Here is a 24,339-nt window from a genome sequence, read left to right as displayed (position 1 = left end):
AATGGACAGACTGATAATTGGAAACCTCGAACTATGTTGTTTGCCAGACCTAGGGATTTCAGACTTAGAGGTTCGTGTGGATACCGGAGCCAAAACATCCTCTATGCATGTAGACAACATTCGTCGGTTTCGCAAAAAGGGTCAACTCTATGTAGAGTTTGACCTACATCCGGATATCTACAACATGGAGAAAACGGTAAAAACATCCGCTCCGGTCGTCGACTCACGAAAAATAAAGTCTTCAAATGGCGAGTCAGAACAGCGAGTTGTGATTAGCACACTTTTCTCGATTGGAGGGCGTTCTTGGCCTATTGAAATAACACTAACCAACCGTAAAGAAATGAGTTACCTAATGCTATTAGGCCGCGAAGGCATGGGGGATCGCGTTTATGTTGATCCCAGCAGAGCCTTCACATTAGTAGACGATTCTGCTGACACAAAATCAGGATAAATTTAAGATGACCGACTTTAATCAATTGCAGATTACAGAGAATAACCCAGAGTTATTGGCTGAATTTATTAGCGCAATGGGATCGTCCGTTGACCTGAGTTTTCTTAAAAACTATCAGGATGCTGAGCTGGCCAATATATTGGAGTCTGTCAACCTTCAATACAGGCTACAAATTGTAGAAGTGATCCCAGCGGATCGATATTGGACAATTGTAAACTTCTTACAATACGATACTGCTAAGCATATCCATCAATCACTATCTGATGAACTTGCCGTTGAAAGACTTTCATGTATTAGCGAAAATGATGTCATTACTTTCTCCGACTTCTTGCCAAACGAGTTTGTTGATGAGTACCTTCTTACACAAAGTGAAGCAACTGTTGCCTATATTCAACAAGCATTGTCTTATGAAGACGACAAAGTCGGGCGATATGTTGAACCCTTTTTTCTGGTCGCTAACGCCAAGAATAGTGTTGGTCGGATCAAAAATGAGATCTTGAAAAGAACAGAAATACCTATCCGTCTTATCATAGTAAGGGATGCTTTAGGGATAGTTGGCACTGTTGAACCAGAGGTATTTTTAACTCAAGAGAATGAGACAAAGTTAAGAATATTGGCGGTTGTCACGCCCGTTCTCGAGGATACTCAAGATATTAAAGAAGTCAGTAAGCAAGTCTCTATTGATGGCAATACTCGTTGGTTTCCCGTTTTATCTGAAGGAAAGATTATGGGAATAATGTCTATGACCACTATTGCTCTCACCTTAAGAGAATTAAGCTTACAAGCGGTTGTCGCTGAGAATGTAAAAAGTGAAGAAGACCTCTTTACCCCTCTAAAAGTCGCGACAAGATTACGGGCATTATGGCTAGTTATAAATTTGGTCACCGCTTTTGCCGCATCAGCAATCATCGGTATTTTTGAAAACGTTGTCGAACAGGTCGTCGCTTTGGCTATTCTTATGCCAGTCGTTGCCAGTATGGGAGGGATTGCAGGAAGCCAAACTCTCGCCGTTGCTATACGAGGCATTGCACTGAATCACTTACACCAAAGCAATTTACGGCTACTTGTAAACAAAGAGGTGAAAATTGCACTAATTAACGGTGTGGTAATGGGGTCAGCTATCGGTGGTATTGTTTACTACGTGTTTGACTCAGTGGAGCTTTCATTGATCATCTGTTGTGCGATCTGTGTAAACAGCTTAGCGGCGGCATTGTCAGGAACCTTGATTCCTTTCACGCTTAAGAAGCTAAACATAGACCCTGCGGTAGCGGGTTCAGTGGTTCTCACAACAGTGACGGATGTCGTTGGGTTTCTAGTATTTCTCGGGTTAGGTGCTATCTTTTTGGTATAAAGTTATGTCTAATTACTACACTTTCAGTAATACGTAACGACATAAACCTAGAGAGAATGCAATAGTGGACGTTAGAGTACTAAATACATTTCTAGAATTGGCTCGTGTCAGACATTTTGGCCGAGCCGCAGAAAACCTTCATATTACCCAAGCAGCTGTTAGCGCAAGAATTAAACAGTTAGAAAGCTACTTTAGTACTGTATTATTCACCAGAGACAGAAACAATATTAAACTAACCTCTTCAGGTGAACGGCTAATTGGTTATGCCGAAGTCATGGTCAAAACTCTTCAACAGGCCAAGTATGAGTTATCTTTAGAAAGCTCTAAAGCACTCCAACTTACGATTGGTGGTACCCCCAACATTTGGGATGCCTATCTACAAAATTGCCTTAGTATTGTGACCGATGAGTTTCATGGATATGGTTTTAACGCGGAAGTACTGAGCAGAGATCAGATCAACAGAGGGTTAATTGAACGCACATTAGATATCGCGTTTGCATTCGATCCCTTAAAGGCCGAAGAACTAGAGTGTAAAAGAATCGCCGATCTAACTTTGGTTCTGGTCTCGACCATTCAGTGCGATGTCGAGAAGGCGCTTGCCGAAAGATACGTATACGTAGATTGGGGTACAGCGTTCTCTTCCGAACATGCTGATAGGCATCCCCATATAAATGCCCCCTACCTAAGAACATCAACAGGTAGAATCGCGTTAGATTTCATTTTAGAAAAAGGGGGCTGTGCTTACTTACCGGCATCGGTTGTTGAACCTTTTCTAAATTCTGGACAGTTGATACTGGTAGACAATAGCTTAAATTGGCATAGACCGTTATACCTAAGCTATAGAAAGAAAAGCACCTCTATCGAAGCCATTATTGCCGTCGAAAAGCTTATTCATAAAATTGAGCCTTCCACGGCCTATAGTTTGGTGCAGGCCGGAGAAGCAGAAAACATTGAAGTTCAGAGCGAATAATTTTTCGCTCTACCTGTTGATTTTAGACGACTTTCAATTTCTCATACCAGAGCGTCATAAAGCGCTCAGTGATTTTTTGTTCCAATGAATGCGCTTCTTCCGTTGGGCAAAAAATAGTAATTGAGATCACTTGGTTGGCCACATCGGTTGTATGAATATAAATAAACGGTTCAATTGATGTCGCTTCAATCTCTAATCGTTTACTGATTAAATTAGAGTAACGAGAAGCAACGTCTTGAAATGGGCTTATTAATTCTGCAATAGTTTCCATAATTGGTGTTTTAAGTTCGAATAAATTAACATTATTTTCACGTACTATGGAGAAACTGTGCATTACATACCTACGCATGAAGTTCAGGTTAACGACTGGCTGAATGAGTAAAACGCTATTCATTACCGTAATAGACTTACCTGTATATGTGTAGCCGTTTTCCAAATCTACCTCTAATAACCGGAATTTTATCCAATCGATATCAGACACCTCACCACAATGGCCGTTCACCTCAATCCAATCCCCTACTCTAAATGGACGGTTTGTCACCCATGAAAAGAAACCCAGAAAACACTGCAGCAACTCTTTCGTGGCAATGACAATTGCCACAGTGAATGCCGCGACAGAAATTGCAAAATTCTGTAGTTCAGAAAGCCAAACAACCGCTACGCCAATAACCAAACCAAGGTTACTCAAGTTTCTGGCAACACTGATCCAGTTTTTATGCCTCTCTTGTAAAGGACTATTGCGGTGTCGAATAGCCGCAATCCAGAGATATTTTAGTGACAACACACCAAATATCAAAACGAATGTAATAATCATTTTTGGCGGCATAGGGATTTCGGATATCAGCATTTTCAGGCTCAAAATATTAGGTTATTAGGTACAGGACGTAAACGCCGTGATTATAATTAAACGACTCGCATTGTCATCATAAAAAACCCTTATTTTCAATACTCTAAGTGAAAATATTTCTATTGAAACGATTGAAATATTTTGTCGATCATCGTCTTGATTGATGACAAAATATTTTTGTCGTCATGAGTTAAATTATTTGCTTTATTTTTATTGATATACGAAATATCGTTCACTCAACAGCACTGATTTACGATTTTCAAGGGCAAATAAATGATTGATACTGATATTAGAATTGGAGAGAAACGTTTTTATGATAACAACGTATTTTCTCGTGGATTTGGTAAATCTGGGGACTTCACTGTGGAGGAAGATTATCTTCTTAGTTCATATGGTCAAACATTGCTTGCATTAGAAGAAAGTGATATTTCTCCCATCAATGCAGAAGAAAGGCATTTCATTAAAGTATTGCAGAATCCTGGCAAAGCAAAGACAAAACTGGAAAGAACATGGCTCAAGTACATTAGACTGGCAAGGGGAAGGAAAAACTTTCATACCTTGAATGGCAGAAGCAAACACTATGAAATATACGAAAAAAGTTATTCCGATGACTTGGAACAAACCTATGAATAATATGACCCAATTTGTTCATAAAATGATGTGTTGAAGAACTAAATAATTAGAGCGCATGGGCTAACCGACAACCAACGCGCTCACAATGAATAACTGACAACGACCCCTGTAGAAATCGTTGCCGTAAGGTAATTAGGCAAAAACGTTTTGTTTTTATCAATAGAATTGAAATCTGCTCCGGCTCGAAAACCAATATTGTCTGTCACCGCGATTACCCATGACACTGAAAAACTTCCTCCTTGGTCCTCTAACACTCAGGTGAGCCGCCTAGGTATTTTCGACTCCCGTAGTACTTGGCTACGCCAACTTCAAATTGCAGCGACATTTTTGGAACATCAACCAATTGATATTGGCCACCCATCCGATAGGTCTGTATTTGGTCTTCATCAATAGACAAAAATTCAGCGGATAACTGTCAGGAAAACCGTGTCACTATTTCTATGACGCCATGTCGAATAATACGAGAATGCTTAAATAGAATATTTTTCACAAAACACGTCAGAAAAAACGCTTCGCTGCGCAAAATATCATTAATTCATGACATGAATAGTTTAGTGATGTATTCGATTGCATTTTACGGTTCAGAACCCAGATAACAAAATAAGGCAAATAATGCGTCACTCACTAATAACCATTCTCTTTTTAAGCAAAGTGCAATTTGGTTGTTTTTTCGCCAAAATATCGTAAAAATATGGATAAATTGACTCCGTTTGCCAGCTTAATATTACATCCATTGGCTAACTAAGGTATAACGAAGCTATGAAAATACCTAAGAGAATACAACCTCTCGTTGACGATGGCTTGGTCGACGAGGTGAAGAGCCAATTAATGAGTGGCAAAGAGGCTTCTGTGTACATAGTACGCTGTGGCGATATGATCCGTTGTGCCAAAGTGTACAAGGAAGCGAATCAACGCAGCTTTAAGCAAGCTGTCTCATATAGAGAAGGCCGTAAAGTCCGTAATAGCCGTCGAGCTCGAGCCATGGAAAAAGGCTCGGGGTTTGGTCGTGAGCAGCAAGAAAAAGTATGGCAAAGTGCTGAAGTCGATGCATTGTATAAACTCGCGGCCGCAGGCGTTAGAGTGCCAGAACCTTATGGTTGCTTTGATGGGGTTCTGCTTATGGAATTGGTCACCGATGACGATGGATACGTTGCTCCAAGGCTAAACGACGTCACCATGTCTGCTGAGCAAGCCATTGAAGACCATCTCGTCATGATGTCTTACGTGGTTAAAATGCTTTGCGTGGGATTAATCCATGGTGACTTATCCGAGTTTAATGTGCTGGTCGACGAATATGGTCCTGTGATTATCGATCTACCGCAAGCCGTGGACGCCTCTGCCAATAACAACGCCGAGTGGATGCTAGAACGTGATATTAACAATATTCGTGATTACTATGGCCAATACGCGCCAGAGATACTGACCACCAGTTACGCCAAAGAAATTTGGGCTCTATTTGAGAAAGGCGAACTCACGCCGGATCGTGAGTTAACTGGTACATTCACGGAGAGTGATATCGATGCTGATATTACCGTAATAATGCAAGAAATTGATGCCGCCCGAAATGAAGAGCGATACAAACGAGAGCGCATAAAAGAGGCGAAGGAAGGTGTCGACGAAAGCAAATTTAATTGGACTGATGGCGATTAAGATATCGCGAAGGCAAACAAAATGAACATTAAGATAGCCGTTATTCTAATAAGCATAACCCTGTTATTTGGATGCTCAAGCACCAAACCTTTACTAGGTATAAATGAGGGCAAGCTCACACCTTGCCCTAGCACACCAAACTGCCTAAATAGCCAAATCAATGGTGACGACAAACATCAGATTGAATCCATTGTTTACGCAGGAACGTTGACTGAAGCACATACTGCTCTTGTCCAGATACTTAAATCTGAAGATCATACTAAAACCATAGAAATTGAAAGCAATTACATCCATGTTGAATACACCTCCACTTTTTTTCAGTTTGTTGATGACGTAGAGTTCTACTTCGTAGAAGAGCGTCCTGACAAGACACAAATACACATTCGATCTGCATCCCGAATTGGACGCTCAGACTTTGGTGTAAATCGAACACGTATTGAGCGTATTCGAGGAAAATTCAATCCACTATAAAAAATTATTGTTTATCTCATTGGTATCGAGAGATCGGATATTGCCCAACGTCGTTTCCGCGATGTTTTGCAAAGCATCCTCGGTCAAAAAACCTTGATGCCCAGTAAATATGACATTATGACAAGCAGATAATCGACGGAATACGTCATCCACGATAACGTCATTCGACTTATCCTGAAAAAATAGATCCTTTTCATTATCGTAAACGTCCAGACCTAACGCGCCTATTTTACCAACTTTCAACGCTTCAATTGCGGCAGACGAGTCCAACAACTCTCCTCTACTGGTATTGATTATCATGACGCCATCGCGCATTTTTTGAAACGCTTCGCCATCTAAAAGATGATAATTTTGTTCAGTCATAGGGCAGTGTAAAGAGATGATATTGGCCTCTTTAAAAATCTCGTCCAACGAACAGTAGCGAGCGCCCAACCTTATAGCCTCGTCGCTTGGGTAAGGGTCGTAACACAATATATCCATCCCTAACCCATTCAGAATTCTCATTGTTGCTAATCCAATCTTTCCTGACCCTATGATACCTGCCGTTTTCCCATGAAAATTAAAGCCAACCAGTCCTTCAAGTGAAAAGTTCGCATCTCGTGTTCTCTGATAAGCTTTGTGAAAGCGCCGATTTAACGTCATCATAAGGCCCACGGCATGCTCAGCAATTGACTCCGGTGAATAGGCGGGAACACGAGCAATTTTCATATCTATGCTCTTCGCTATCTCTACATCTACGTTATCAAAACCCGCACACCTTAGAGCCACTAATCGCACGCCTTCTTGGCTAAGCCTTTCGAGCACTGGTTGTGATAGATCATCGTTGACAAATGCGACGACGACTTCACAACCTTTCACTAAGGCGGCTGTTTTAGTGGTCAACCTAAAGTCATAAAAATAAAATACAAACTCGTCTTTATCGTTTAACAGTTCAAAGGATTTTTCGTCATAAGATTTACTACTAAAAAAAGCTATATGTTTCATGTTTTTCCCCAAACTTACACTGAAAACTGCACATGTCCGCGCAATACTCGATGAGTTCATTCGATTAGCGTTACGTTCACAGTACCCCATCAGAATGGTGGGTGCAAAGGTTCTCATTACACGCAAAAGTACGACCATTTCCAAATCACCACCGCAAATAAATCTATTTAGCTCACTTCAGACTCGATTCACTAAAAGCCATGTATTATCAGGCTTATACAAGGTTATATTGCAGAATGGTAATAGATAATCGATCAATAAAATCGATAGGATCACACTTTGATTGTGGGAAAAATTGTTTCCCTTGCTCCCGCTAATTAGAAGCGTGACAATCCGCTTCATAAGAGAAAAGGAATAAAGATGGATAGGCAAGAATTTATTAGATCAGTCAATACTATTGATAACTTGACTGAATCAGACAACAGAATTATTGAGCACTTTATTGCCCAATTCGAAATGCTACCTTTTGCCAAAATAAATGACCTATGCCATCAGATTGGAATTGGAAAGGCAACACTTGGTCGATTTATACAACGCCTTGGGTTCCATGGATTTTTAGATTTTAAAAAAGCAGTTTCGAATGACTTGATTATTGAATTAAGTACGCCAGTAGATCGCTGTAACAATACCAAAATAAACAATTCCACATCCCAACTAATAAAAGAACATCAAAAAGAAATACTGGATAATATCGAGAAAACGTATCAATCAATCGATGTCTTAAATATAGATAAAGCCACAGATCTAATTCTCAATCCACAAGGCAAACTTTATGTCATTGGAAGCGCGTCCGCTGAAGCATTAGCCAATTATTTCTATTTATTAGCGCGTTATCTAAGAAGAGACGTTATTTTACTGAACGCAGACTCGTCTACACTGCCACACCAACTCGCAGACATTAACGAAGATGATACGCTGTTAGCCATGTCTTATCACCGATTTTCAAGTACCACAGTTAAGGTTGTCCGTTGGTTTAGTCAGGTTGGTGGTAAAACCGTTGTTATGACCGATCAAGAGGTTAACCCTTTCGTATCTTATAGCGATATCCAAATCGTCGTTGCAAGCGAAAGTAGTACTATTTTTAATAATCGTTCTGCAGGGCTTTCCATTATCGAACTCTTAATTAAATGCATGTCCAACCGTACAAATAACAAACAAAGATTTGATAAAATGGAAGACATTTTTAAAGAGTTTAAAATATTTAAAAATTAACACTTAATTTAATCGCGTTTATACATTCGAATTATATCAATTTAATTTGAGAGATAAACACACCCAAAATTAAGTTGACAGACAAAATTAATTAATTACAAGGATAGAAAAATGATTACTTTATTAGCACTGCCGGTTATTTTTTCCGTCGGTTATTTCGTAGTAAAGAAATACAATACTCAAGCAGTATTGTTTTTGGCTGGATTAACGATGATCGCACTCGGTGTTATCGATGGGAATCCAGATTTCATGCCAAAAGGTGGTGCGTCAACAGGATCCGTTATTGTCGATTTTTTTGAGGTGATCAAAGTCATATCTTCATCAACACTCGCTAAGCTTGGTCTGATTATCATGGCTGTTGGTGGGTTTTCTCGTTACATGAGCCACATTGGCGCTGCTAATGCCCTCGTTCAGATCGCGACGAAGCCATTATCACGTATCAAAAATCCGTACGTTGTACTTGCTATGGCGTATGTTATTGGTCAGTTGATCAATATATTTATACCAAGTGCGACCGGGCTTGCTCTATTACTATTGGTTGCTATGTACCCCGTTTTGGTCGGTGTTGGGTGTAATCCAGCGGCAGCCGCGGCGGTGGTTGCCACTACTGGTTGTCTGGATTTAGGCCCAGCGTCTTCTGCTGCAAACAAAGCGGCGGAAATATCCGGTATCGATGTTGCCACCTATTTTGTCAGCTATCAATTGGTCGTCTCTGTTATCGCGATAATAGTGATCGCAGTATTACACTTTTTTTGTCAAAAACACTTTGATAAAAAAGACGAAGAAAATGGCATCAAACACGATTTCAACGTGGAAAGTAAGGATCATCGAAAAGCGCCGAAATGGTTTGCCATTCTTCCTGTCTTACCTCTAGCCCTTCTACTTACCTTTAGTAAATTTGCCATTACCAGTGTCAAAATTGATGTGGTTACCGCAATGTTTATTGCTTTATTCGTCGCGATGATATGTGACTATCTCTACACAAGAGACGGCAGAAAAGTCTGCGCATCCCTTAAAATATATTTAGAAGGTATGGGGGCGGTATTTGCAAGTGTTGTTAGCCTTATCATCTCGGCAAAAGTTTTTGTTACGGGCCTTTCAACAATTGGGTTTATCGATCTGTTATTGGACAGTGCAGCCAGTGCTGGTTTTGGCTACATTGCAATGGTGCTCGTTCTTGTCACGATTATCGCCATTGTCACGTTACTTTCAGGTTCGGGTAACGCATCATTCTTTAGCTTTTCTAACTTAGCACCTGATGTTGCTGCACAAGTAGGAACCGCAGCGGCAACTGTGGCACTTCCAATGCAATTGGCGTCGGGCCTAATGCGCTCTGCATCACCGGTTGCTGGTGTCGTTATAGCTTGTGCTGGTGTAGCAAATGTATCACCAATGGAACTGGTAAAACGTACTGCCATCCCTATGGTTGGTGGCCTTATCACTGTTTTGGTTTGTTCTCAGGTTCTACTTTAGATAGCCTATAGCAGGAGCATGCTCCTGCTATTAACGACACAAATAACAATCATAAGATGTAAATATGGAAAATATTACCGACCGGTTTCTTCGCTATACCAAAATCAACACAACAACAAACCGTGAACTTGGCGCGCAAGGAGTCATGCCTTCATCGCCCGGCCAGTTCGAATTAGCAACCCTACTCAAGGCTGAACTTGAAGCGTTCGGACTTGACGAGATCACGCTAAGAGATTCCGCCATACTGACGGCCACCTTACGCGGGAATGACTCTAATGTACCAACGGTATCCTTTTTTGCGCATCTCGATACCAGTGCTGAACAATCGAACGATACCAATGCTCATATTGTTAACTATCAAGGTGGGGATATTGAACTCAGCAAAAAGATTTGGCTCAAAGTATCAGAGTTTCCTGAGCTTGCTCAATATGAAAATCAAGACATCATTGTCACTGACGGAACCAGTCTGTTAGGTGCGGATGATAAAGCGGCCATTGCCGCCATTATGGACATGCTGCAGCACTTCACTTCATTAAAGTCAAAAGGAGAGACCTCCTTAAAACATGGTGATATTAAAATCGCCTTTTTACCCGACGAAGAACAAGGGTTAAGGGGAGCGAAAGCATTCGATGTCGAATCATTTGGTGCTGATTTCGGCTATACTCTTGATTGCTGTGGTATTGGTGAGTTTGTTTGCGAGAATTGGAACGCGGGCAATGCTGAAGTGCGTTTTGTTGGTCAATCAGCACACCCTATGTCTGCCAAAGGAAAACTTAAAAATTCACTGCTTATGGCACACAAATTTATCAGTATGTTACCCGCAGGAGAAGCGCCGGAATATACAGAAGGAAGAGAAGGATATTATTGGGTTAAAGAGCTGTCAGGTAATAGCGCTTCCACTCTACTTAAGCTCGACATTCGCGATTTCTCTCAAGTAGGGTATAAAAAACGCATGGCCTTTCTTGAACAGCTCGGTCAAAACTGTCAGTCACTTTGGGGGGAAGAATCCGTAGAATTAACGTTAATGGATCGCTACGAGAATGTGGCTAACAGTCTTCAAGGCACTCAAAATTATCCCATCGCTATTGCCAAGCAAGCCTATCAGGACAACGGCATTGATATGAAAACGACACCCATGAGAGGAGGCTACGACGGCGCTGTACTCTCTCAAAAAGGACTCCCCTGTCCTAATATTTTTACCGGCGCCCACAATTTTCATTCAATTTATGAATACCTTCCTGTTCAGTCTTTACAGGCCGCCAGCAAGGTTATTCAATCAATTGTCATCATTACCCAACAGCATATTGAAGCTCAAAGCGACGCTGTGACCTAGGAATTAATTTATGAACATCATGTTATTTAGTAACGGTAAGATTGCCGGAAACACAATGCTATTAGAGTTCGGTTTTTCATGGCTAAAGCCAATGATCAAAAAAACCAATGCCAAAAAACTATTGTTTATCCCATACGCCATGATTCGTGGACATTATGACGACCGCACTCAGCAGCTCAACGATGGCTTGGGTCAATTTGGATGTGAAGTAACTGGAATTCACACATGCGATGACCCCATTGCAGCAATTAAAGAATGCGACGGTATTATCGTGAGCGGTGGTAACACATGGGTACTGAATAAGATGATTCACGACCAAGGTTTGGTTGGGCCTCTTCGAGACGCAATAATCAAGCAAGAAAAACTCTACATAGGATGGAGTGCTGGCACCAATATCGCTTCACCAACTATCCGTACCACCAATGATATGCCAATCGTAACCGCCGCCATTTTGCCTTCGTTGAACTTGGTACCATTCCAGATCAACCCGCACTACATTGAGGCAAGTGTTTCAGGGCACATGGGAGAAACGAGAGATGAAAGGATTGAAGAATTTTTGATCCTAAACCAACACGAATTTGTCATCGCCATCCCCGAAGGTTCCATGTTGAAAGTAGAAGGGAAAAAACTCTCATACCATTCTGTAGAAGAGAGAAAACTTAAAATATTTGCCCATGGTAAGCCAGCTCAGTCAGTCGACTGTGACAGCGATTTAACTCACTGTCTAGACCATAGTTGCTAAAGGCATAAAGGGTTAATTATAGAGTACAAAACCATCACATAGGCTGAGCACCTAACAGCCTGTGTGATTGAGGTGAATAGATAATACCAAACTGGAAAAACACTCAACTCGCTCACAGACTGACTCCGCTAGATATCAAATACATATTATTCAATCTTGTAGATGATCTTCTATCAACATAGTACCTGCCCCAGTATTGGAAATCGGAATATGATAGTTGCTATGAAGCAGCTCAATATTGTCCGATAATACACCACGCATACCCATCCACATGATAAATTCAGCGCCCTGAGCACCGCCTTTCTCAATCAGATCTAGAATGGAAAACTCGGTCAACTCTTGCGGATTATCTATAATTTTATCCATGCAATAAAGATCGAATTCTTTATTGATAAACCCAGCTCGCTCGCCGTCGAGTTGATGAGATAGTCCACCAGTGCCAAATACCACAACCTTCAGGTCTTCATCATAATCACGTACTGCATCACCAATAGCACAACCCAGGTCGTAGCAGCGTTTAGGGGACGGCATGGGATGCTGTTCAACATTGATACAGACGGGGATCACCTTCATATGCGAATAGCGATTACCCGGCCACATTAACTGCATTGGCACGGTTAAACCGTGGTCAACTTTCATCTCCTGACAGATCGTAATATCAAATTCGTTAGCCACTAATTCATTACAGATATGCCAAGAAAGGCCAACATCTCCAGGTACGGGAGGAATCGGCTTGATACCCCAACCTTCATCCGCGTTGACGTATTGATGGGCTGCACCGATGGCAAACGTCGGTTTTTTGTCAATAAAGAACTCAAGTCCGTGATCGTTATAAAATATAATGGCAACGTCCGGCTTCTTTTCATCCAGCCATTTATGAATCGGAACATAGGCAGCAAAAAAAGACTTCCAATAGGGTTCATTTTGCAGCTTTAGATCGATAGCTTTTCCTATCAATGGAATATGAGAAGTGGTGATACCACCTATAATCTTAGCCATACTAATCTCCTGCACTTCTTAGAAGTTCGTTAAATTCTTCAAGAGACATACCCGTTTGTATTGCCCCAATATCTTGCATATTTAGCCCTAGAATGCCGACAAACTTAGCCAAATAGTAAATACTGCCACCTTCTTCTAATAGCTTTAATACATCCCTATTTTTAATCGCTTCTTTCTGAGCAGGCGATAAATTAAACCTGTCGCAATAGGCCGTTTCATCGGCCAGAAACGCTTCTCGATCTGGGGCGTTATTAAATGAATAGCACATTTTATTAAGACCATAGCCTTTCCGCGCCATCGTGCCGTCAAACATGATTGTGCCCGGTATTACTTTGTCCGTGTTCAGATAAGACGTTCTCTTCTCTTTCATTACTTGCTCCAATAAAGACGGTTAGGGTTGTCAATCAGCAGCTGTTTTTGCAACGCTTCCGTTGGCGCTATCATCGCAATAACGTCGACAAGTTTTCCGTCATCGGGAACATGAGACCTCATATTAGGGTGCGGCCAATCCGTTCCCCATAACACCCTATCAGGAAATCTTTTAACCAGTTTTTTCGCAAAAGGGACAACGTCGCTATAATCTGGTGGTGTTTCTGTTAGCCGCTCTGGACAGCTCACCTTTGTCCAGATCTTTGGGTTATCTTCCATTAATTGAATAAACGTATTGAATCCCTTGGATTCAACGCCTTCAGATACATCTGGTCGTCCCATATGATCAACAACTATCGTGGTATCTAGTTCGATTAAAAAAGGGGCAATGTCGTCAAGATCAGAGGCTTCAAAGTAGACCACTATATGCCATCCGAATGGTCGAATCTTAGCGGCAATATGCCGATAAACATCTCTTGGTGTCGAATCTACGAGTCTTTTTACGAAATTAAATCGAACCGCGCGCACACCGGCATCATGCATCTTTTGAATCTCTTCTTCACTGATCGATTCTGAAACCACCGCGACACCTCGGGCGAACTCACCCGCTGTTTGCAACGCATCAACCAACGCACGGTTATCTGTGCCATGACACGACGCTTGAACTATCACGTTTTTTGAAAAACCTAGAAAATCTCGCAACCCAAAAAGTTTATCTTTGGGCGCATCACAAGGGGTATATTTCCTCTTTTCAGAATAAGGAAATGTCAGCGCAGGACCAAACACATGGCAATGCGCATCTACCGATCCTTCTGGCACTCGAAACGTTGGTTTGGCCGGACTAGGGTGAAATGGTAAATAGTCGGAATCCATAATATGTCCTTATAAGTTAATAACCTCTAATCCAACTAAAGGTTGTCACGTTCACATTGTTGATTGAAGGCTGTCCCAGTATTTCTCCAACGCCTTCCAGTTACCATTTCAATTTTCAGTACAGATATTAGTTTTTGATATAGCTTGCCGTTTAGGTAGCACAATTATAGTGAACTTTTTAAAATGGTGCTCGGCCGACAACCCAAGAATAGACAATAAGTTAAGCTCGAAACGCCCCTAAGTCGAACCATCTAATGCCTCTATTTAAAAAATGAATGGCTATGTTCAATTTTTAATTATTCTGCACTAAGATGTATTGGTACTTTAGACGGACTATTTTACGAAAGATGGCAATCTAAAAGGAATTGACTATGAAAGTTTGTGTTGTGGGCGCCACGGGGGCATTTGGAACAAAGCACCTTGAAGCTATCGCGAATATCAATGATGTTGACGTTACTGCACTCGTTGGAACGGAGCTAGACAAGCTTGAGCTATTGGCGAAAAACCACTCAAACCCATTGGTAACAGATGATCTGGCGGTGGCGTTAGAACGAGAAGATCTCGATGCCGTTATTTTAGCCACGCCGACCCAAATGCATGCCAGTCAAGCAATCCAATGTCTTGAAAGCGGCAAACATGTTCTGGTTGAGATTCCAATGGCTGATAATATTGAGGACTCTCGACAATTGGTTGAGGTTCAAAAATCAACCGGACTCATCGCCATGGCAGGACACACCCGGCGCTTTAACCCAAGCCATCAATGGATCCATAATAAGATTAAAACGGGTGAACTGAACATCCAACAGATGGATGTGCAGACCTATTTCTTTAGACGAACCAATACCAATGCGAAAGGTGAACCAAGAACGTGGACGGATCACTTATTATGGCATCATGCGTGTCATACCGTGGATCTGTTTCAATATCAGACCGGTGAAACCGCTTCAAAAGTACAAGCCATACAAGGGCCTATTCATCCCGATCTTGGTATCGCAATGGACATGAGCATCGGCCTTAAAGTGCCTACAGGCGCCATCTGTACACTTTCTCTTTCATTTAATAATAATGGTCCATTTGGCACTTTCTTCCGCTATATCTGCGATGAAGGCACCTATCTTGCCCGCTACGATGATCTATTCGATGGTAATGAAAACCAGATAGACCTCAGCGGTGTGACTGAGTCGAACAACGGCATTGAGCTTATCGACCGGGCGTTTTTTGACGCCATTCGAACAGGCAAAGAGCCCAACTCTAGTGTGGCTCAGTGTTTGTCCGCAATGGAAACGTTACACAAAATAGAACAACTTTTAGACTAAGGAGGAGCGGAATGTCTTCAATAACATTCACGGAAATGAAACCACGTTTTATCGGTCCATTTTCATGTAATCCAGTCGGTCTGGGTTGCATGAACCTTTCTCACGCCTACGGTAATCCACCCGACGAGAAAAGTAGTATACGCTTGCTCAATAATGCGTTAGATATGGGCTATAACATGTTAGACACCGCGGCTTTATATGGTTTTGGTGCCAATGAACAACTCGTCGCAAAAGCAGTAGGCCACCGACGCTCCGACTATTTACTCGCCAGCAAATGCGGGATGTTTAAAGGAGCAGATGGTAAAAAGGAAATCAATGGCCGGCCAGAAACCATCCGTAGGACCTGTGAGGATAGCCTTAAAAGGCTCAATACCGATGTGATTGATCTCTATTATCTGCATCGCTGGGATAAAAGCGTCCCCATTGAAGAGAGTGTCGGCGAGCTATCCAGACTGGTGGATGAAGGAAAAATTCGTCAAATAGGATTGTCCGAAGTCTCGTCTGAGACATTGACCAAAGCACATTCAACTCATGCTATTGCCGCCGTGCAATCAGAATACTCGTTATGGACACGCCATCCAGAGATTGCCGTATTAGATAAATGTATCGAATTGGGTACAGCATTCGTCGCGTTTAGCCCGGTAGGCAGAGGCATTTTGACCGGTAACATCACCGACCCAACAAGTTTTGCCTCCAACGATATTCGTCATGCAATGCCACGATTTAATCACGAGCACTTTGCCCATAACCTAGCGTTGGTTAAAAAGCTCGAATTACTTGTCTCACCTGATATCAAAAAATTCGACCCTGCCAATATGATCACTCTGGCCACCTTGGCGTTGTCATGGTTACTCGCAAAAGCGGACAATATCCATGTCATTCCTGGCACAACCAACCTTTCTCATCTGCAAGAAAACATCCATGCGGCACAATGTTCAATCTCCCCAGACTTGATTGCTGAGATGGGTAACATTATCAACCAGAACACGGTTTCGGGACAACGCTATAATCGCGCGACTCAATTAGAAATAGATACGGAAGAATTTGCTTAACGACAAGTAAGCGTAAGCGAACGATAAAGCCTTACTCGTTGAACAAGGCCTTATCGTTTAAACAAATACGTTTCCATCAAACAATTTCCGTGCGGTTCTTAAAATTGCAGAATTTTCCACTCTACCTTCATTATCCAGATCGAGTATCACCGTCGTTTCGCCAATAGGATGTTCAACCGATATTACTTTATGATCTCCATCCGGTAATTTGGATAACATATAAGCGGGTGAGGCTTTCAATGTACAAGCCGTCGCCACACTCACCGCACCTAATACACCAATAGAGGCATGGCATCGGTGAGGAATAAAGGTTCTTGTCGAAATGGTTCCTTTATTTGCCGGGCTTATTAGCGTCATTTTAGGCACCGATTTATGCGTCACATCCCCTAGATTCATTAAAGGCCCCACTTGCAGACGGATAGACTCAAGCTTGGCTTTCAATGACGCATTTTTATCCAGTGTCTCTCGTGATTCAGTTCCTGACAAACCAAAATCACTGGCCGCTAAAATGACCACGGGCATCCCATTGTCGATACAGGTGACGTTAACACCTTCTATCTCGTCGACTTCATTACCCGTCGGAAGCAAACTACCACAGCTTGATCCTGCCGTATCCTTAAACGTAATTGGAATCGGGCTAGAGGTACCCGGAACACCGTCAATACAGACGTCCCCATCGTAAACCACCTCTCCGTTCAGTGTCTGAACGGTTACTATGGCAACCTGTCCGGTATTCTCCATGTAAATCGAAACTGTCGTTATCTCGCCAATGGTTTCAACCAACCCTCTCTCGATTGAAAAAGGGCCGACACCAGACAAAATATTGCCGCAATTTTGAGCGTCAGATACCACCGCTCTGTCAACAAACACCTGAAGAAACAGATAATCGATATCAACTCCGTCCCTTTGTGATTTTTTAATTACCGCCACTTTAGATGTTAATGGGTCGGCACCACCAATACCATCTATCTGTCTGGGGTCAGGTGACCCCATCACTTTTAACAGCAATGCGTCTCTTTGCTCCGTATCTTGAGGTAGGTCTTCAGCTAAAAAGTACGCCGCTTTTGACGTGCCTCCGCGCATCCAAATGCATGGAATGGATTTAGACATATTTAAGCCCTTTCTTTTTTAATCGGGAGCGCATATTGTATATATCCAGTCCAAGTTCACCGTTCGCCATTCGAATCCGTTTAACCTCTTCTCTTTCTTCTCGAGCCAATGCTTCCGCCAATACGACTTCGGCTTCTTCTCGCCTTACAACAACAACGCCATCATCGTCAGCGACAATAACATCACCTGCGTTGATCCATTCATCCGCGCAGACCATTACCGTATTCACTGACCCTAATGTCTCTTTGATGGTGCCTTGGGAAAAAACATGTTTCGACCAAACGGGAAAATTCATCTCTCTAAGTACACGCGTGTCCCTTACTCCCCCATCTATAATCAAACCTTTTACACCACGAGCCTGAGCGGATGTTGCTAACAGGTCACCAAAAAAACCAAAATTCGATGGAGATGTGGGGGCGAAAACCATAATGTCACCACTTTGGCACTGCTCTATCGCAACATGCATCATCCAGTTATCACCAGCCGCACCTGAGATAGTAATCGCAGACCCAGCCACGGATACATCCTGTTGGATGGGACGTAAATGGTCAGCAAGGAGACCACGTCGACCCTGAGCTTCATGCACGGTTGCCACACCACATTTTGCTAAACCTTCAATGACTTTAGGGTCTGCTCTTTCAATACGTTGTACGACTACGTTCTCTTGCATCACATCTCTCCTTTACTGAGTGTTGCTGGCTATTGCCTATTTTTTATTTCAATCTAGATTTAGATTTTTAAGCGACTGAATACACGACGAGCATTCCCTTCAAAAATCAGGATTTTTTCTTCGGCGGATAGTTTTTCGTTGTTGTCGATATAGCGCTTAGTATCATCAAAATAATGCCCCGTTTCTGGGTCAATACCACGAACAGCACCAATCATTTCAGAGGCGAATAGAATGTTTTTAGTCGGTATAATATCGAGCAATAAATCGATGCCTTTCTGATGGTAGACACATGTATCGAAGTAGATATTATTCAGGGCTGACTCTTCAAGCGGTGCAAAGCCTTGATCTTGCATCAAGCCACGAAACCTTCCCCAGTGGTAAGGTACTGCGCCCCCACCGTGAGGAATGATAATTTTTAATTCTGGAAAGTCTTTGAATACATCCGACATGACGAGTTGCTGGAAGCCCGTCGTATCCGCCCCGAGATAATGCGAACCCGTCGTATGGAAACAATCATTACATGAGGCACTCACATGGATCATCGCAGGTACGTCTAGTTCGCACATCTTTGCATACAGCGGATAAAATGATTTATCCCCTAACGACGCATCTTGCCAAAATCCACCCGAAGGGTCCGGGTTAAGATTACAGCCGATAAAGTCCATCTCTTCCACACAACGCACTAACTCTGCAACTGACTTGGCAGGGTCTACACCTGGTGATTGCGGCAACTGAGCGACAGGGGCGAAATTTTTCGGAAAAAGGTCACACACCCGACGAATTAAGTCATTCTGATTTTCAGTCCAATATTGGCTCGTGTGTTCATTGCCAAGATGATGCCCCATCCAACTTGCTCGCGGAGAAAAAATGGTTAGGTCGGTACCACGTTCTTGTTGCAGTCTAAGTTGATTGGTTTCGATAGATTCAATAATTTCATTATCAGAGACAACGAATTGCCCATGGCGACCTTTAAACGTAGGATCCTTTGAAATCGCCTCTTTTTGCTTTTCACGATAATCTCCAACTCCCGGAGGCGTTGTTGTGTAATGTCCATGGCAATCGATAATCATAATCCGCTCTCTTCCGTTCGTTTTACCACGCATTGTGGCTTCTTCATTGTTTTAGTATCAATTTGTGACGTGGAATTGGCTATTTCAATTTGCTTACATTGCTATTAGTTTTTGCTATAGGCTATGCTAAGTAGGCGTACCAAATGGAGATAAACGTGAAAGATAACATTCAAAATATCAGGCACTTAAGGGCATTTTTTGCCATTACTGAATGTAAAAGTATTAGCAAAGCAACAGACGTTGTCTTTCTGTCCCAACCCGCGATTACCCAAGCGATTTCAAAGCTCGAAACCGCATTAGACACCTCTTTGTTCGATAGAAAGAGCACAGGAATGTACACAACTCAAAGCGGTGACATTCTCGCTAACCGAGTGTCGCGTGCATTGGATATCTTGCGCGAAGGGATCCGAGAATCCATAAAGTATGGCAGTGAGAAAAAAGGGGCGAATGCCCAATCGCTCCTGAGCCTTATCACCACAACGCAACTTAAGGCGCTGATAGCAATATCGTCAGCAAAAAGCTTCAGTAGCGCAGGCCGTGAAGTCGGTGTTTCTCAATCATCTCTGCACCGTTCAGGTAGAGATCTAGAGAGCCTATTAGGGGTAATACTGTTTGAAAAAACCAGTTTCGGCATTAGCCCAACCAAAGCAGCGCTGGCATTAATGCGCGCGGCAAAATTGGCTTTTTCTGAAATTAATCAGGGCAAGGTAGAAATCAGTGCACTCAATAATATCGAGATAGGCCATATGTTTGTCGGCAGCATGCCGTTGGCAAGAACGTCTATTTTACCCAACGCCATTATTGAATTTACCCATCAACATCCCGACTTTAATTTCAGTATTTACGATGGTCCCTATGATGACCTGTTGTCTCATTTAAGGTTCGCAGACGTCGATATGCTGATTGGCGCATTGCGCTTTCCTTCACCTAGCGAAGATGTCATACAGGAAGAACTTTTCTCTTCGAATGTCGTCATTGTCGCCCACCCCGATCATCCCTGTGTCTCTGATAGCCAATTAGATCTGGAAAAATTGTCTCGCGGGTCGTGGGTCATCCCACGTATAGGGGCGCCAACCCGTACTATTTTTGAAAATTTGTTTTCTGAAGCAGAGGTGCCGGCACCGATTAAGATCGTTGAATCAAATTCACACATTCTTATTCGTTCTCTGTTACAAGGAAGCGAGCGAATGACGATGATCTCTGAGCATCAAGTACAACAAGAGCTTGATACTGGTCTTCTCTGTGTTGTGCCATTTAAGATAGAACACGCCAATCGTCCTATCGGTATTACCGTTCGCAAAGAGTGGAAACCCACCGCAACGCAAAAACAGTTTTTAGATATTCTGAAAGAAAAAGGGAATAAGTTGGCAGTGGAATAGCAATGATTGGATAAAAAAATGGCCCTAACAATCGTTAGGGCCATTCTAAATAAAGCATTACACTCTACTGTTTTTTGTGAGAAACAATAAAGTCACGATACTTCATGTCCTCTTCAAGGATATGTTCTTTGAGCCAACGTTGCAGATAACTGTTTACCGAATCACCGACGATAAAAGGACTTTGTGGAAATCTGGCATACATCGAACGTATGGTTTTAAGCCACTCTTCAAATGCTCTATGCTGAGCCAGATGTTCATCCAATCCTGGAAAATTCACCTGCTTCATATAGACTTCTTCTTTACTAAAATGCTCTTCGGTATAGTGCTTCAACCTATCCAATATCGAATTAATGTAACTGTGGCTCATATTGGCGGTACTTAGCTCATCTATAAGCTTGAATAGCCCTTTGTGATCATCATCAATTGCTTCGTCTCCAACGCTCAGATCCTTGGTCCATTGAGTACTCATCCTACTTTCTCCCTATAATAGTCCCACAGCCAGCGCTGGAAATAGAATAATAAGTCCCAGACGAACCACATCAGACAATACAAATGGGAAAACGCCTTTAAAAATATCTTTGATCGGAATATCCGGTGCGACTGACTTAATCACAAACACATTCATACCCACAGGCGGAGTAATCAACCCAAGCTCTACCGTAATAACCGCGACAATGCCAAACCAAACAGGGTCAAAACCAGCCGACTCTATAAGCGGATACACGACGGGCACGGTAAGCAATAGCATCGCTAAACTGTCCATCACGCAACCAAGAAGAATAAACAGAGCTAGAACGCAGAAAAGGACCATATAGGGCGACAACTGCATACCTTCAACTATCTCTACAAGGGTAAAAGAGATTCGAGATACCGACAGAAAATAACCAAAGATTTCCGCACCAATAATCATGAAAAATATCATTGCCGACATAAACAATGTCTCTTCTACCGCTTCGCGGAAACCTTGGAATCGCATTCCACGGAAGATGGCAATAAAAAAAGTCCCTGCGGCGCCTATAGATGCGGCTTCAGTAGGCGTAAAGAACCCGCCATAAATACCACCAATAATCAAAGCAAATACGCTCATAAATGGGGCGAGCCCTTTTAGACCGATTATTTTTTCTCTTAACGTGGTTTTGTCCCCGGGCTGAGCAAGATCGGGATAGAGCGAAACAACAATGGCAATAGTGATGCAGTACAATGCTAAGCCTAATAGACCCGGAATGACACCCGCTATAAACATATCACCTACGGACTGTTCCGTGATCAGAGCATAAAGTAGTAACGCAATGGATGGCGGGATCATAATACCCAATGTACCACCAGCGGCTAGCGTGCCAGAAGCCAGTGACTTCGCGTAACCGTTTTTCTCCATTTCCGGCAAGGCGACTCTCGACATACTCGCCGCGGTTGCCATTGATGAACCAGAGATAGCAGAAAAAATACCGCAGGAAGTGACCGCGGCTAACGCCATTCCACCTCGCCAACTACCAAACATTTTCCTCGCGCCATCAAACAGTTCTTGAGACATCTTGGCTTTTGACGCAAAAACACCCATTAGAATAAACATAGGAATGGGACTGAAGCTATAGTTGGAAAGCGTTTCGAATGGGCCACTATCCAGAATGGCTAATGCCGGCTCAAAAGCGATGATGATGCCAAATCCGACGAATCCCGTCGAGGCCATCGCAAGCGCAATTGGCATACGAAATGCGATGAATCCAAGCATGGTAAGGATACAGATAAATCCTATTAATGATGCACTCATCTCGGCAGTTCCTCTCTTCCATGAATAAATAGATTCAATGATGATAACAGGGCTGTGATGGCTAGAACTGCGGTTGCGAATGATGATATACCGTAAAGGTAACCCAACGGTATCAATAGATCCTGAGTTGTTTCACCGGACATTTCCGCCTCTTCGATCGCGCAGTAAAACCGATAACTCATTCCTGAACCCAATAAAACAAAACCAAGAATATAAAAACCTTCGAGTGTCGCTTTAGTACGTGTCTTGAGTGTATCTGTAAACAAATCTACGATAACCTGCGATCGCCCTAGCGAATGAGGCAAGGCAAACAGTACAACAATCAACAATCCATATTTAATCAGCTCGACACCACCGATGAACGTGATATCAACTGAGCCATTGGTCGCTTCAAAAAGACTTCGACTTAACACATCAAAAAGAGTGACAAACATCATGCAGATTAGCGTGGTACCACTGATCATATGCATAACAAAGGTCAGACGTTCCATCACTCGATTTATCACATTCATAGCCTACTCCTTAAAGCTATTGACCCAAAAGCCCATCGTTATTTAATCTGATGGGCCACTAGTATGACTTACATAGGGCAAGATTCTGACAACTCAAGTGCACGCGCGTATACTTTTTTAGCCGGCAAACGTTTTTTCTCCAGAGATTCGATGTACTCTTCGGTTGCTTGGTCTAGCACGGGTTTCCAAGCTGGATTGTTCGCACCACCTTCAACCGTGTAAATTTCATGCCCCATTTTTACCGCTTGAGCACGACCTTTTTCATCCAAATCATCAAATACTTTCGCCGCTATCGCAGACCACGCTGCACCTGAGTTATCATCAATAACCTTTTGTAGGTCTTTTGGCATCTTGTTATAAACGTTTTTGTTCATCGTCACGACAAAAGCAGCCGTATACAAACCACCTACTTCAGTATGCTTAGGGGTAAGTTCATTTAGACGAAATGAGTATTGGCCTTCCCATGGCAACATTACGCCATCGATAACACCACGTTGAACCGATTGATAAGAAGACGGCGCTGGCATACCTACGGGCTGAGCCCCTAGTCCTTCCAGTAATTTTGCCACAACAGCAGTTGGTCGGCGAATACGAAGACCCTCTAGATCGGCTGGTGTTTTAACCAGTTTTTCGGTCGTATTAATATGACCCGGTCCATGAGTAAACAAGTACAATGGCTTAGTTTTTTTGTACTCGCTTGAGATCAACCCTTCATCATACAGCCCTTGTATTACACACGAACCGTTCATTGCATTTTTTGAAACACCCGGTAACTCAACAATTTGTGTCAATGGGAATTTATTGGCAGTGTAACCTTGTACTGTGGCAATAATATCCGCAATACCTTTTGAAGCCGAGTCATAAAGCGCTGGCGGTTTGGCTAAAGTAGAAGAAGGGTAGAAATCGATTTTTATTCGGCCATCAGAATCACTCTCAACTTTGTCTGCCCATACTTTAAAAATATTTTTATGGGGACCCGCAACCGCTGGGAAAAAATGGGCAAATCTAAGAGTATACTCTGCGGCTTGTGCCGGTGCCTGCACCATCAGTACGGTGGAGATGGCTAGTGCTGCCGTTAAAATCTTCTTTTTCATATAAACATCC

General features: G+C 42.6%; 26 protein-coding genes. 14 read left to right on the top strand and 12 right to left on the bottom strand.

The genetic code is table 11. The features are described 5' to 3' along the window. The first annotated feature begins 1 nt into the window (after position 1). The 3 genes from AACW90_RS16520 to AACW90_RS16510 all read left to right on the top strand — a co-directional run bounded on the left by AACW90_RS16520 (position 2) and on the right by AACW90_RS16510 (position 2,772). Complete coding sequence (locus tag AACW90_RS16520; protein ID WP_390236645.1) at positions 2-451, top strand: ATP-dependent zinc protease family protein; 450 nt, start codon at positions 2-4, stop codon at positions 449-451. A 7-nt stretch (positions 452-458) separates the two neighbouring features. After that, positions 459-1,802, top strand: coding sequence for a magnesium transporter (locus AACW90_RS16515; RefSeq protein WP_390236643.1), 1,344 nt, complete (start codon positions 459-461; stop codon positions 1,800-1,802). A 64-nt stretch (positions 1,803-1,866) separates the two neighbouring features. Then, positions 1,867-2,772 carry a LysR family transcriptional regulator gene (locus AACW90_RS16510; protein ID WP_390236641.1) on the top strand — a complete coding sequence of 302 codons (906 nt, stop codon included), beginning with the start codon at positions 1,867-1,869 and terminating at the stop codon, positions 2,770-2,772. A 22-nt stretch (positions 2,773-2,794) separates the two neighbouring features. Here the strand turns inward: AACW90_RS16510 and AACW90_RS16505 are convergent, their stop codons facing one another. Beyond that, positions 2,795-3,619, bottom strand: a complete 825-nt coding sequence (locus tag AACW90_RS16505) for a mechanosensitive ion channel family protein (RefSeq protein WP_390236639.1) — start codon at positions 3,617-3,619, stop codon at positions 2,795-2,797. Between the two features lie 273 nt (positions 3,620-3,892). Between AACW90_RS16505 and AACW90_RS16500 the strand changes: the two genes are divergently transcribed. The 4 genes from AACW90_RS16500 (at position 3,893) to AACW90_RS16485 (ending at position 6,373) form a co-directional block, all read left to right on the top strand. Next, positions 3,893-4,252 carry a MaoP family protein gene (locus AACW90_RS16500; protein ID WP_390236637.1) on the top strand — a complete coding sequence of 120 codons (360 nt, stop codon included), beginning with the start codon at positions 3,893-3,895 and terminating at the stop codon, positions 4,250-4,252. A gap of 147 nt (positions 4,253-4,399) precedes the next feature. Continuing rightward, entirely contained in the window at positions 4,400-4,645 is a 246-nt protein-coding gene (locus AACW90_RS16495; protein ID WP_390236634.1) for a hypothetical protein, read from the top strand. Positions 4,646-5,011: 366 nt separating this feature from the next. Continuing rightward, the gene (locus AACW90_RS16490) at positions 5,012-5,902 is read left to right on the top strand and encodes a PA4780 family RIO1-like protein kinase (protein WP_390236631.1); all 891 of its coding nucleotides are present in this window, start codon (positions 5,012-5,014) and stop codon (positions 5,900-5,902) included. Between the two features lie 21 nt (positions 5,903-5,923). Then, entirely contained in the window at positions 5,924-6,373 is a 450-nt protein-coding gene (locus tag AACW90_RS16485; RefSeq protein ID WP_390236628.1) for a DUF1499 domain-containing protein, read from the top strand. Here the strand turns inward: AACW90_RS16485 and AACW90_RS16480 are convergent. Beyond that, positions 6,368-7,357 carry a 2-hydroxyacid dehydrogenase gene (locus AACW90_RS16480; protein ID WP_390236625.1) on the bottom strand — a complete coding sequence of 330 codons (990 nt, stop codon included), beginning with the start codon at positions 7,355-7,357 and terminating at the stop codon, positions 6,368-6,370. The two genes, AACW90_RS16485 and AACW90_RS16480, sit on opposite strands and share 6 nt — an antisense overlap. A gap of 360 nt (positions 7,358-7,717) precedes the next feature. On the opposite strand from AACW90_RS16480, the gene AACW90_RS16475 reads away from it, so the two are divergent. The 4 genes from AACW90_RS16475 (at position 7,718) to pepE (ending at position 12,117) form a co-directional block, all read left to right on the top strand. Beyond that, complete coding sequence (locus AACW90_RS16475) at positions 7,718-8,569, top strand: MurR/RpiR family transcriptional regulator (protein ID WP_390236621.1); 852 nt, start codon at positions 7,718-7,720, stop codon at positions 8,567-8,569. A 111-nt stretch (positions 8,570-8,680) separates the two neighbouring features. Continuing rightward, positions 8,681-10,042: a C4-dicarboxylate transporter DcuC gene (gene dcuC / locus AACW90_RS16470; protein WP_390236617.1), complete on the top strand. Its 1,362-nt coding sequence runs from the start codon at positions 8,681-8,683 to the stop codon at positions 10,040-10,042. A 64-nt stretch (positions 10,043-10,106) separates the two neighbouring features. Next, on the top strand, positions 10,107-11,375 hold the full coding sequence (gene pepT / locus AACW90_RS16465) for a peptidase T (RefSeq protein ID WP_390236614.1): 1,269 nt from the start codon (positions 10,107-10,109) through the stop codon (positions 11,373-11,375). A gap of 10 nt (positions 11,376-11,385) precedes the next feature. Beyond that, positions 11,386-12,117 carry a dipeptidase PepE gene (gene pepE, locus AACW90_RS16460; protein ID WP_390236611.1) on the top strand — a complete coding sequence of 244 codons (732 nt, stop codon included), beginning with the start codon at positions 11,386-11,388 and terminating at the stop codon, positions 12,115-12,117. Between the two features lie 150 nt (positions 12,118-12,267). Here the strand turns inward: pepE and AACW90_RS16455 are convergent, their stop codons facing one another. Genes AACW90_RS16455 through AACW90_RS16445 form a run of 3 tightly spaced genes read right to left on the bottom strand, consistent with a single transcriptional unit; the run spans position 12,268 to position 14,358 of the window. Further along, positions 12,268-13,116 (bottom strand): class III extradiol dioxygenase family protein, encoded by an 849-nt coding sequence (locus AACW90_RS16455; RefSeq protein WP_390236608.1) that lies wholly within the window; start codon positions 13,114-13,116, stop codon positions 12,268-12,270. 1 nt (position 13,117) lies between these two features. Then, complete coding sequence (locus AACW90_RS16450) at positions 13,118-13,486, bottom strand: protocatechuate 4,5-dioxygenase subunit alpha (RefSeq protein WP_390236605.1); 369 nt, start codon at positions 13,484-13,486, stop codon at positions 13,118-13,120. Further along, a complete protein-coding gene (locus AACW90_RS16445) occupies positions 13,486-14,358 on the bottom strand; it encodes an amidohydrolase family protein (RefSeq protein WP_390236602.1) in 873 nt (290 codons plus the stop codon). The genes AACW90_RS16450 and AACW90_RS16445 overlap by 1 nt, the downstream gene beginning before the upstream one ends. Before the next feature lie 371 nt (positions 14,359-14,729). Here AACW90_RS16445 and AACW90_RS16440 point away from each other — a divergent pair, with 371 nt between their 5' ends. Both AACW90_RS16440 and AACW90_RS16435 read left to right on the top strand, forming a co-directional pair. Continuing rightward, positions 14,730-15,674, top strand: coding sequence for a Gfo/Idh/MocA family oxidoreductase (locus AACW90_RS16440; protein ID WP_390236599.1), 945 nt, complete (start codon positions 14,730-14,732; stop codon positions 15,672-15,674). 35 nt (positions 15,675-15,709) lie between these two features. Beyond that, a complete protein-coding gene (locus tag AACW90_RS16435; RefSeq protein ID WP_390236800.1) occupies positions 15,710-16,726 on the top strand; it encodes an aldo/keto reductase in 1,017 nt (338 codons plus the stop codon). A gap of 57 nt (positions 16,727-16,783) precedes the next feature. Here the strand turns inward: AACW90_RS16435 and AACW90_RS16430 are convergent, their stop codons facing one another. Genes AACW90_RS16430 through AACW90_RS16420 form a run of 3 tightly spaced genes read right to left on the bottom strand, consistent with a single transcriptional unit; the run spans position 16,784 to position 19,576 of the window. After that, entirely contained in the window at positions 16,784-17,836 is a 1,053-nt protein-coding gene (locus AACW90_RS16430) for a 4-oxalomesaconate tautomerase (RefSeq protein ID WP_390236596.1), read from the bottom strand. After that, on the bottom strand, positions 17,829-18,506 hold the full coding sequence (locus tag AACW90_RS16425) for a 4-carboxy-4-hydroxy-2-oxoadipate aldolase/oxaloacetate decarboxylase (RefSeq protein WP_390236593.1): 678 nt from the start codon (positions 18,504-18,506) through the stop codon (positions 17,829-17,831). Before AACW90_RS16425 ends, AACW90_RS16430 begins: the two co-directional genes overlap by 8 nt. A 59-nt stretch (positions 18,507-18,565) precedes the next feature. Further along, positions 18,566-19,576 (bottom strand): amidohydrolase family protein, encoded by a 1,011-nt coding sequence (locus tag AACW90_RS16420; protein WP_390236798.1) that lies wholly within the window; start codon positions 19,574-19,576, stop codon positions 18,566-18,568. A gap of 155 nt (positions 19,577-19,731) precedes the next feature. On the opposite strand from AACW90_RS16420, the gene AACW90_RS16415 reads away from it, so the two are divergent. Continuing rightward, positions 19,732-20,955 (top strand): LysR family transcriptional regulator, encoded by a 1,224-nt coding sequence (locus AACW90_RS16415; RefSeq protein WP_390236590.1) that lies wholly within the window; start codon positions 19,732-19,734, stop codon positions 20,953-20,955. A 64-nt stretch (positions 20,956-21,019) separates the two neighbouring features. Here the strand turns inward: AACW90_RS16415 and AACW90_RS16410 are convergent, their stop codons facing one another. From AACW90_RS16410 to AACW90_RS16395, 4 genes are all read right to left on the bottom strand, one after another. Continuing rightward, the gene (locus AACW90_RS16410) at positions 21,020-21,424 is read right to left on the bottom strand and encodes a bacteriohemerythrin (RefSeq protein WP_390236587.1); all 405 of its coding nucleotides are present in this window, start codon (positions 21,422-21,424) and stop codon (positions 21,020-21,022) included. 12 nt (positions 21,425-21,436) lie between these two features. After that, positions 21,437-22,723: a TRAP transporter large permease gene (locus AACW90_RS16405; RefSeq protein WP_390236584.1), complete on the bottom strand. Its 1,287-nt coding sequence runs from the start codon at positions 22,721-22,723 to the stop codon at positions 21,437-21,439. After that, complete coding sequence (locus AACW90_RS16400) at positions 22,720-23,235, bottom strand: TRAP transporter small permease subunit (RefSeq protein ID WP_390236580.1); 516 nt, start codon at positions 23,233-23,235, stop codon at positions 22,720-22,722. The genes AACW90_RS16405 and AACW90_RS16400 overlap by 4 nt, the downstream gene beginning before the upstream one ends. A 68-nt stretch (positions 23,236-23,303) precedes the next feature. Next, the gene (locus AACW90_RS16395) at positions 23,304-24,329 is read right to left on the bottom strand and encodes a TRAP transporter substrate-binding protein (RefSeq protein WP_390236577.1); all 1,026 of its coding nucleotides are present in this window, start codon (positions 24,327-24,329) and stop codon (positions 23,304-23,306) included. Between the last annotated feature and the right edge of the window lie 10 nt (positions 24,330-24,339).

It is taken from the genome of Vibrio frigidus (assembly GCF_042465995.1).
In the GTDB taxonomy this organism is placed as follows: Bacteria; Pseudomonadota; Gammaproteobacteria; order Enterobacterales; family Vibrionaceae; genus Vibrio.
The sequence above is the reverse complement of the archived record's forward strand: the minus strand, read 5'-3'. Positions and strand labels throughout refer to the sequence as shown.

Excerpts from the sequence above, each read along its gene's own strand:
- pepT (WP_390236614.1), top strand. The coding sequence starts at position 10,107 with ATGGAAAATATTACCGACCGGTTTCTTCGCTATACCAAAATCAACACA.
- AACW90_RS16420 (WP_390236798.1), bottom strand. The coding sequence starts at position 19,576 with ATGATTATCGATTGCCATGGACATTACACAACAACGCCTCCGGGAGTT.
- AACW90_RS16520 (WP_390236645.1), top strand. The coding sequence starts at position 2 with ATGGACAGACTGATAATTGGAAACCTCGAACTATGTTGTTTGCCAGAC.
- AACW90_RS16455 (WP_390236608.1), bottom strand. The coding sequence starts at position 13,116 with ATGGCTAAGATTATAGGTGGTATCACCACTTCTCATATTCCATTGATA.
- dcuC (WP_390236617.1), top strand. The coding sequence starts at position 8,681 with ATGATTACTTTATTAGCACTGCCGGTTATTTTTTCCGTCGGTTATTTC.
- AACW90_RS16430 (WP_390236596.1), bottom strand. The coding sequence starts at position 17,836 with ATGTCTAAATCCATTCCATGCATTTGGATGCGCGGAGGCACGTCAAAA.
- AACW90_RS16400 (WP_390236580.1), bottom strand. The coding sequence starts at position 23,235 with ATGAATGTGATAAATCGAGTGATGGAACGTCTGACCTTTGTTATGCAT.
- AACW90_RS16440 (WP_390236599.1), top strand. The coding sequence starts at position 14,730 with ATGAAAGTTTGTGTTGTGGGCGCCACGGGGGCATTTGGAACAAAGCAC.
- AACW90_RS16515 (WP_390236643.1), top strand. The coding sequence starts at position 459 with ATGACCGACTTTAATCAATTGCAGATTACAGAGAATAACCCAGAGTTA.
- AACW90_RS16500 (WP_390236637.1), top strand. The coding sequence starts at position 3,893 with ATGATTGATACTGATATTAGAATTGGAGAGAAACGTTTTTATGATAAC.
- AACW90_RS16395 (WP_390236577.1), bottom strand. The coding sequence starts at position 24,329 with ATGAAAAAGAAGATTTTAACGGCAGCACTAGCCATCTCCACCGTACTG.
- pepE (WP_390236611.1), top strand. The coding sequence starts at position 11,386 with ATGAACATCATGTTATTTAGTAACGGTAAGATTGCCGGAAACACAATG.
- AACW90_RS16505 (WP_390236639.1), bottom strand. The coding sequence starts at position 3,619 with ATGCTGATATCCGAAATCCCTATGCCGCCAAAAATGATTATTACATTC.
- AACW90_RS16485 (WP_390236628.1), top strand. The coding sequence starts at position 5,924 with ATGAACATTAAGATAGCCGTTATTCTAATAAGCATAACCCTGTTATTT.
- AACW90_RS16425 (WP_390236593.1), bottom strand. The coding sequence starts at position 18,506 with ATGCAAGAGAACGTAGTCGTACAACGTATTGAAAGAGCAGACCCTAAA.
- AACW90_RS16490 (WP_390236631.1), top strand. The coding sequence starts at position 5,012 with ATGAAAATACCTAAGAGAATACAACCTCTCGTTGACGATGGCTTGGTC.
- AACW90_RS16405 (WP_390236584.1), bottom strand. The coding sequence starts at position 22,723 with ATGAGTGCATCATTAATAGGATTTATCTGTATCCTTACCATGCTTGGA.
- AACW90_RS16450 (WP_390236605.1), bottom strand. The coding sequence starts at position 13,486 with ATGAAAGAGAAGAGAACGTCTTATCTGAACACGGACAAAGTAATACCG.
- AACW90_RS16475 (WP_390236621.1), top strand. The coding sequence starts at position 7,718 with ATGGATAGGCAAGAATTTATTAGATCAGTCAATACTATTGATAACTTG.
- AACW90_RS16445 (WP_390236602.1), bottom strand. The coding sequence starts at position 14,358 with ATGGATTCCGACTATTTACCATTTCACCCTAGTCCGGCCAAACCAACG.
- AACW90_RS16410 (WP_390236587.1), bottom strand. The coding sequence starts at position 21,424 with ATGAGTACTCAATGGACCAAGGATCTGAGCGTTGGAGACGAAGCAATT.
- AACW90_RS16480 (WP_390236625.1), bottom strand. The coding sequence starts at position 7,357 with ATGAAACATATAGCTTTTTTTAGTAGTAAATCTTATGACGAAAAATCC.
- AACW90_RS16435 (WP_390236800.1), top strand. The coding sequence starts at position 15,710 with ATGAAACCACGTTTTATCGGTCCATTTTCATGTAATCCAGTCGGTCTG.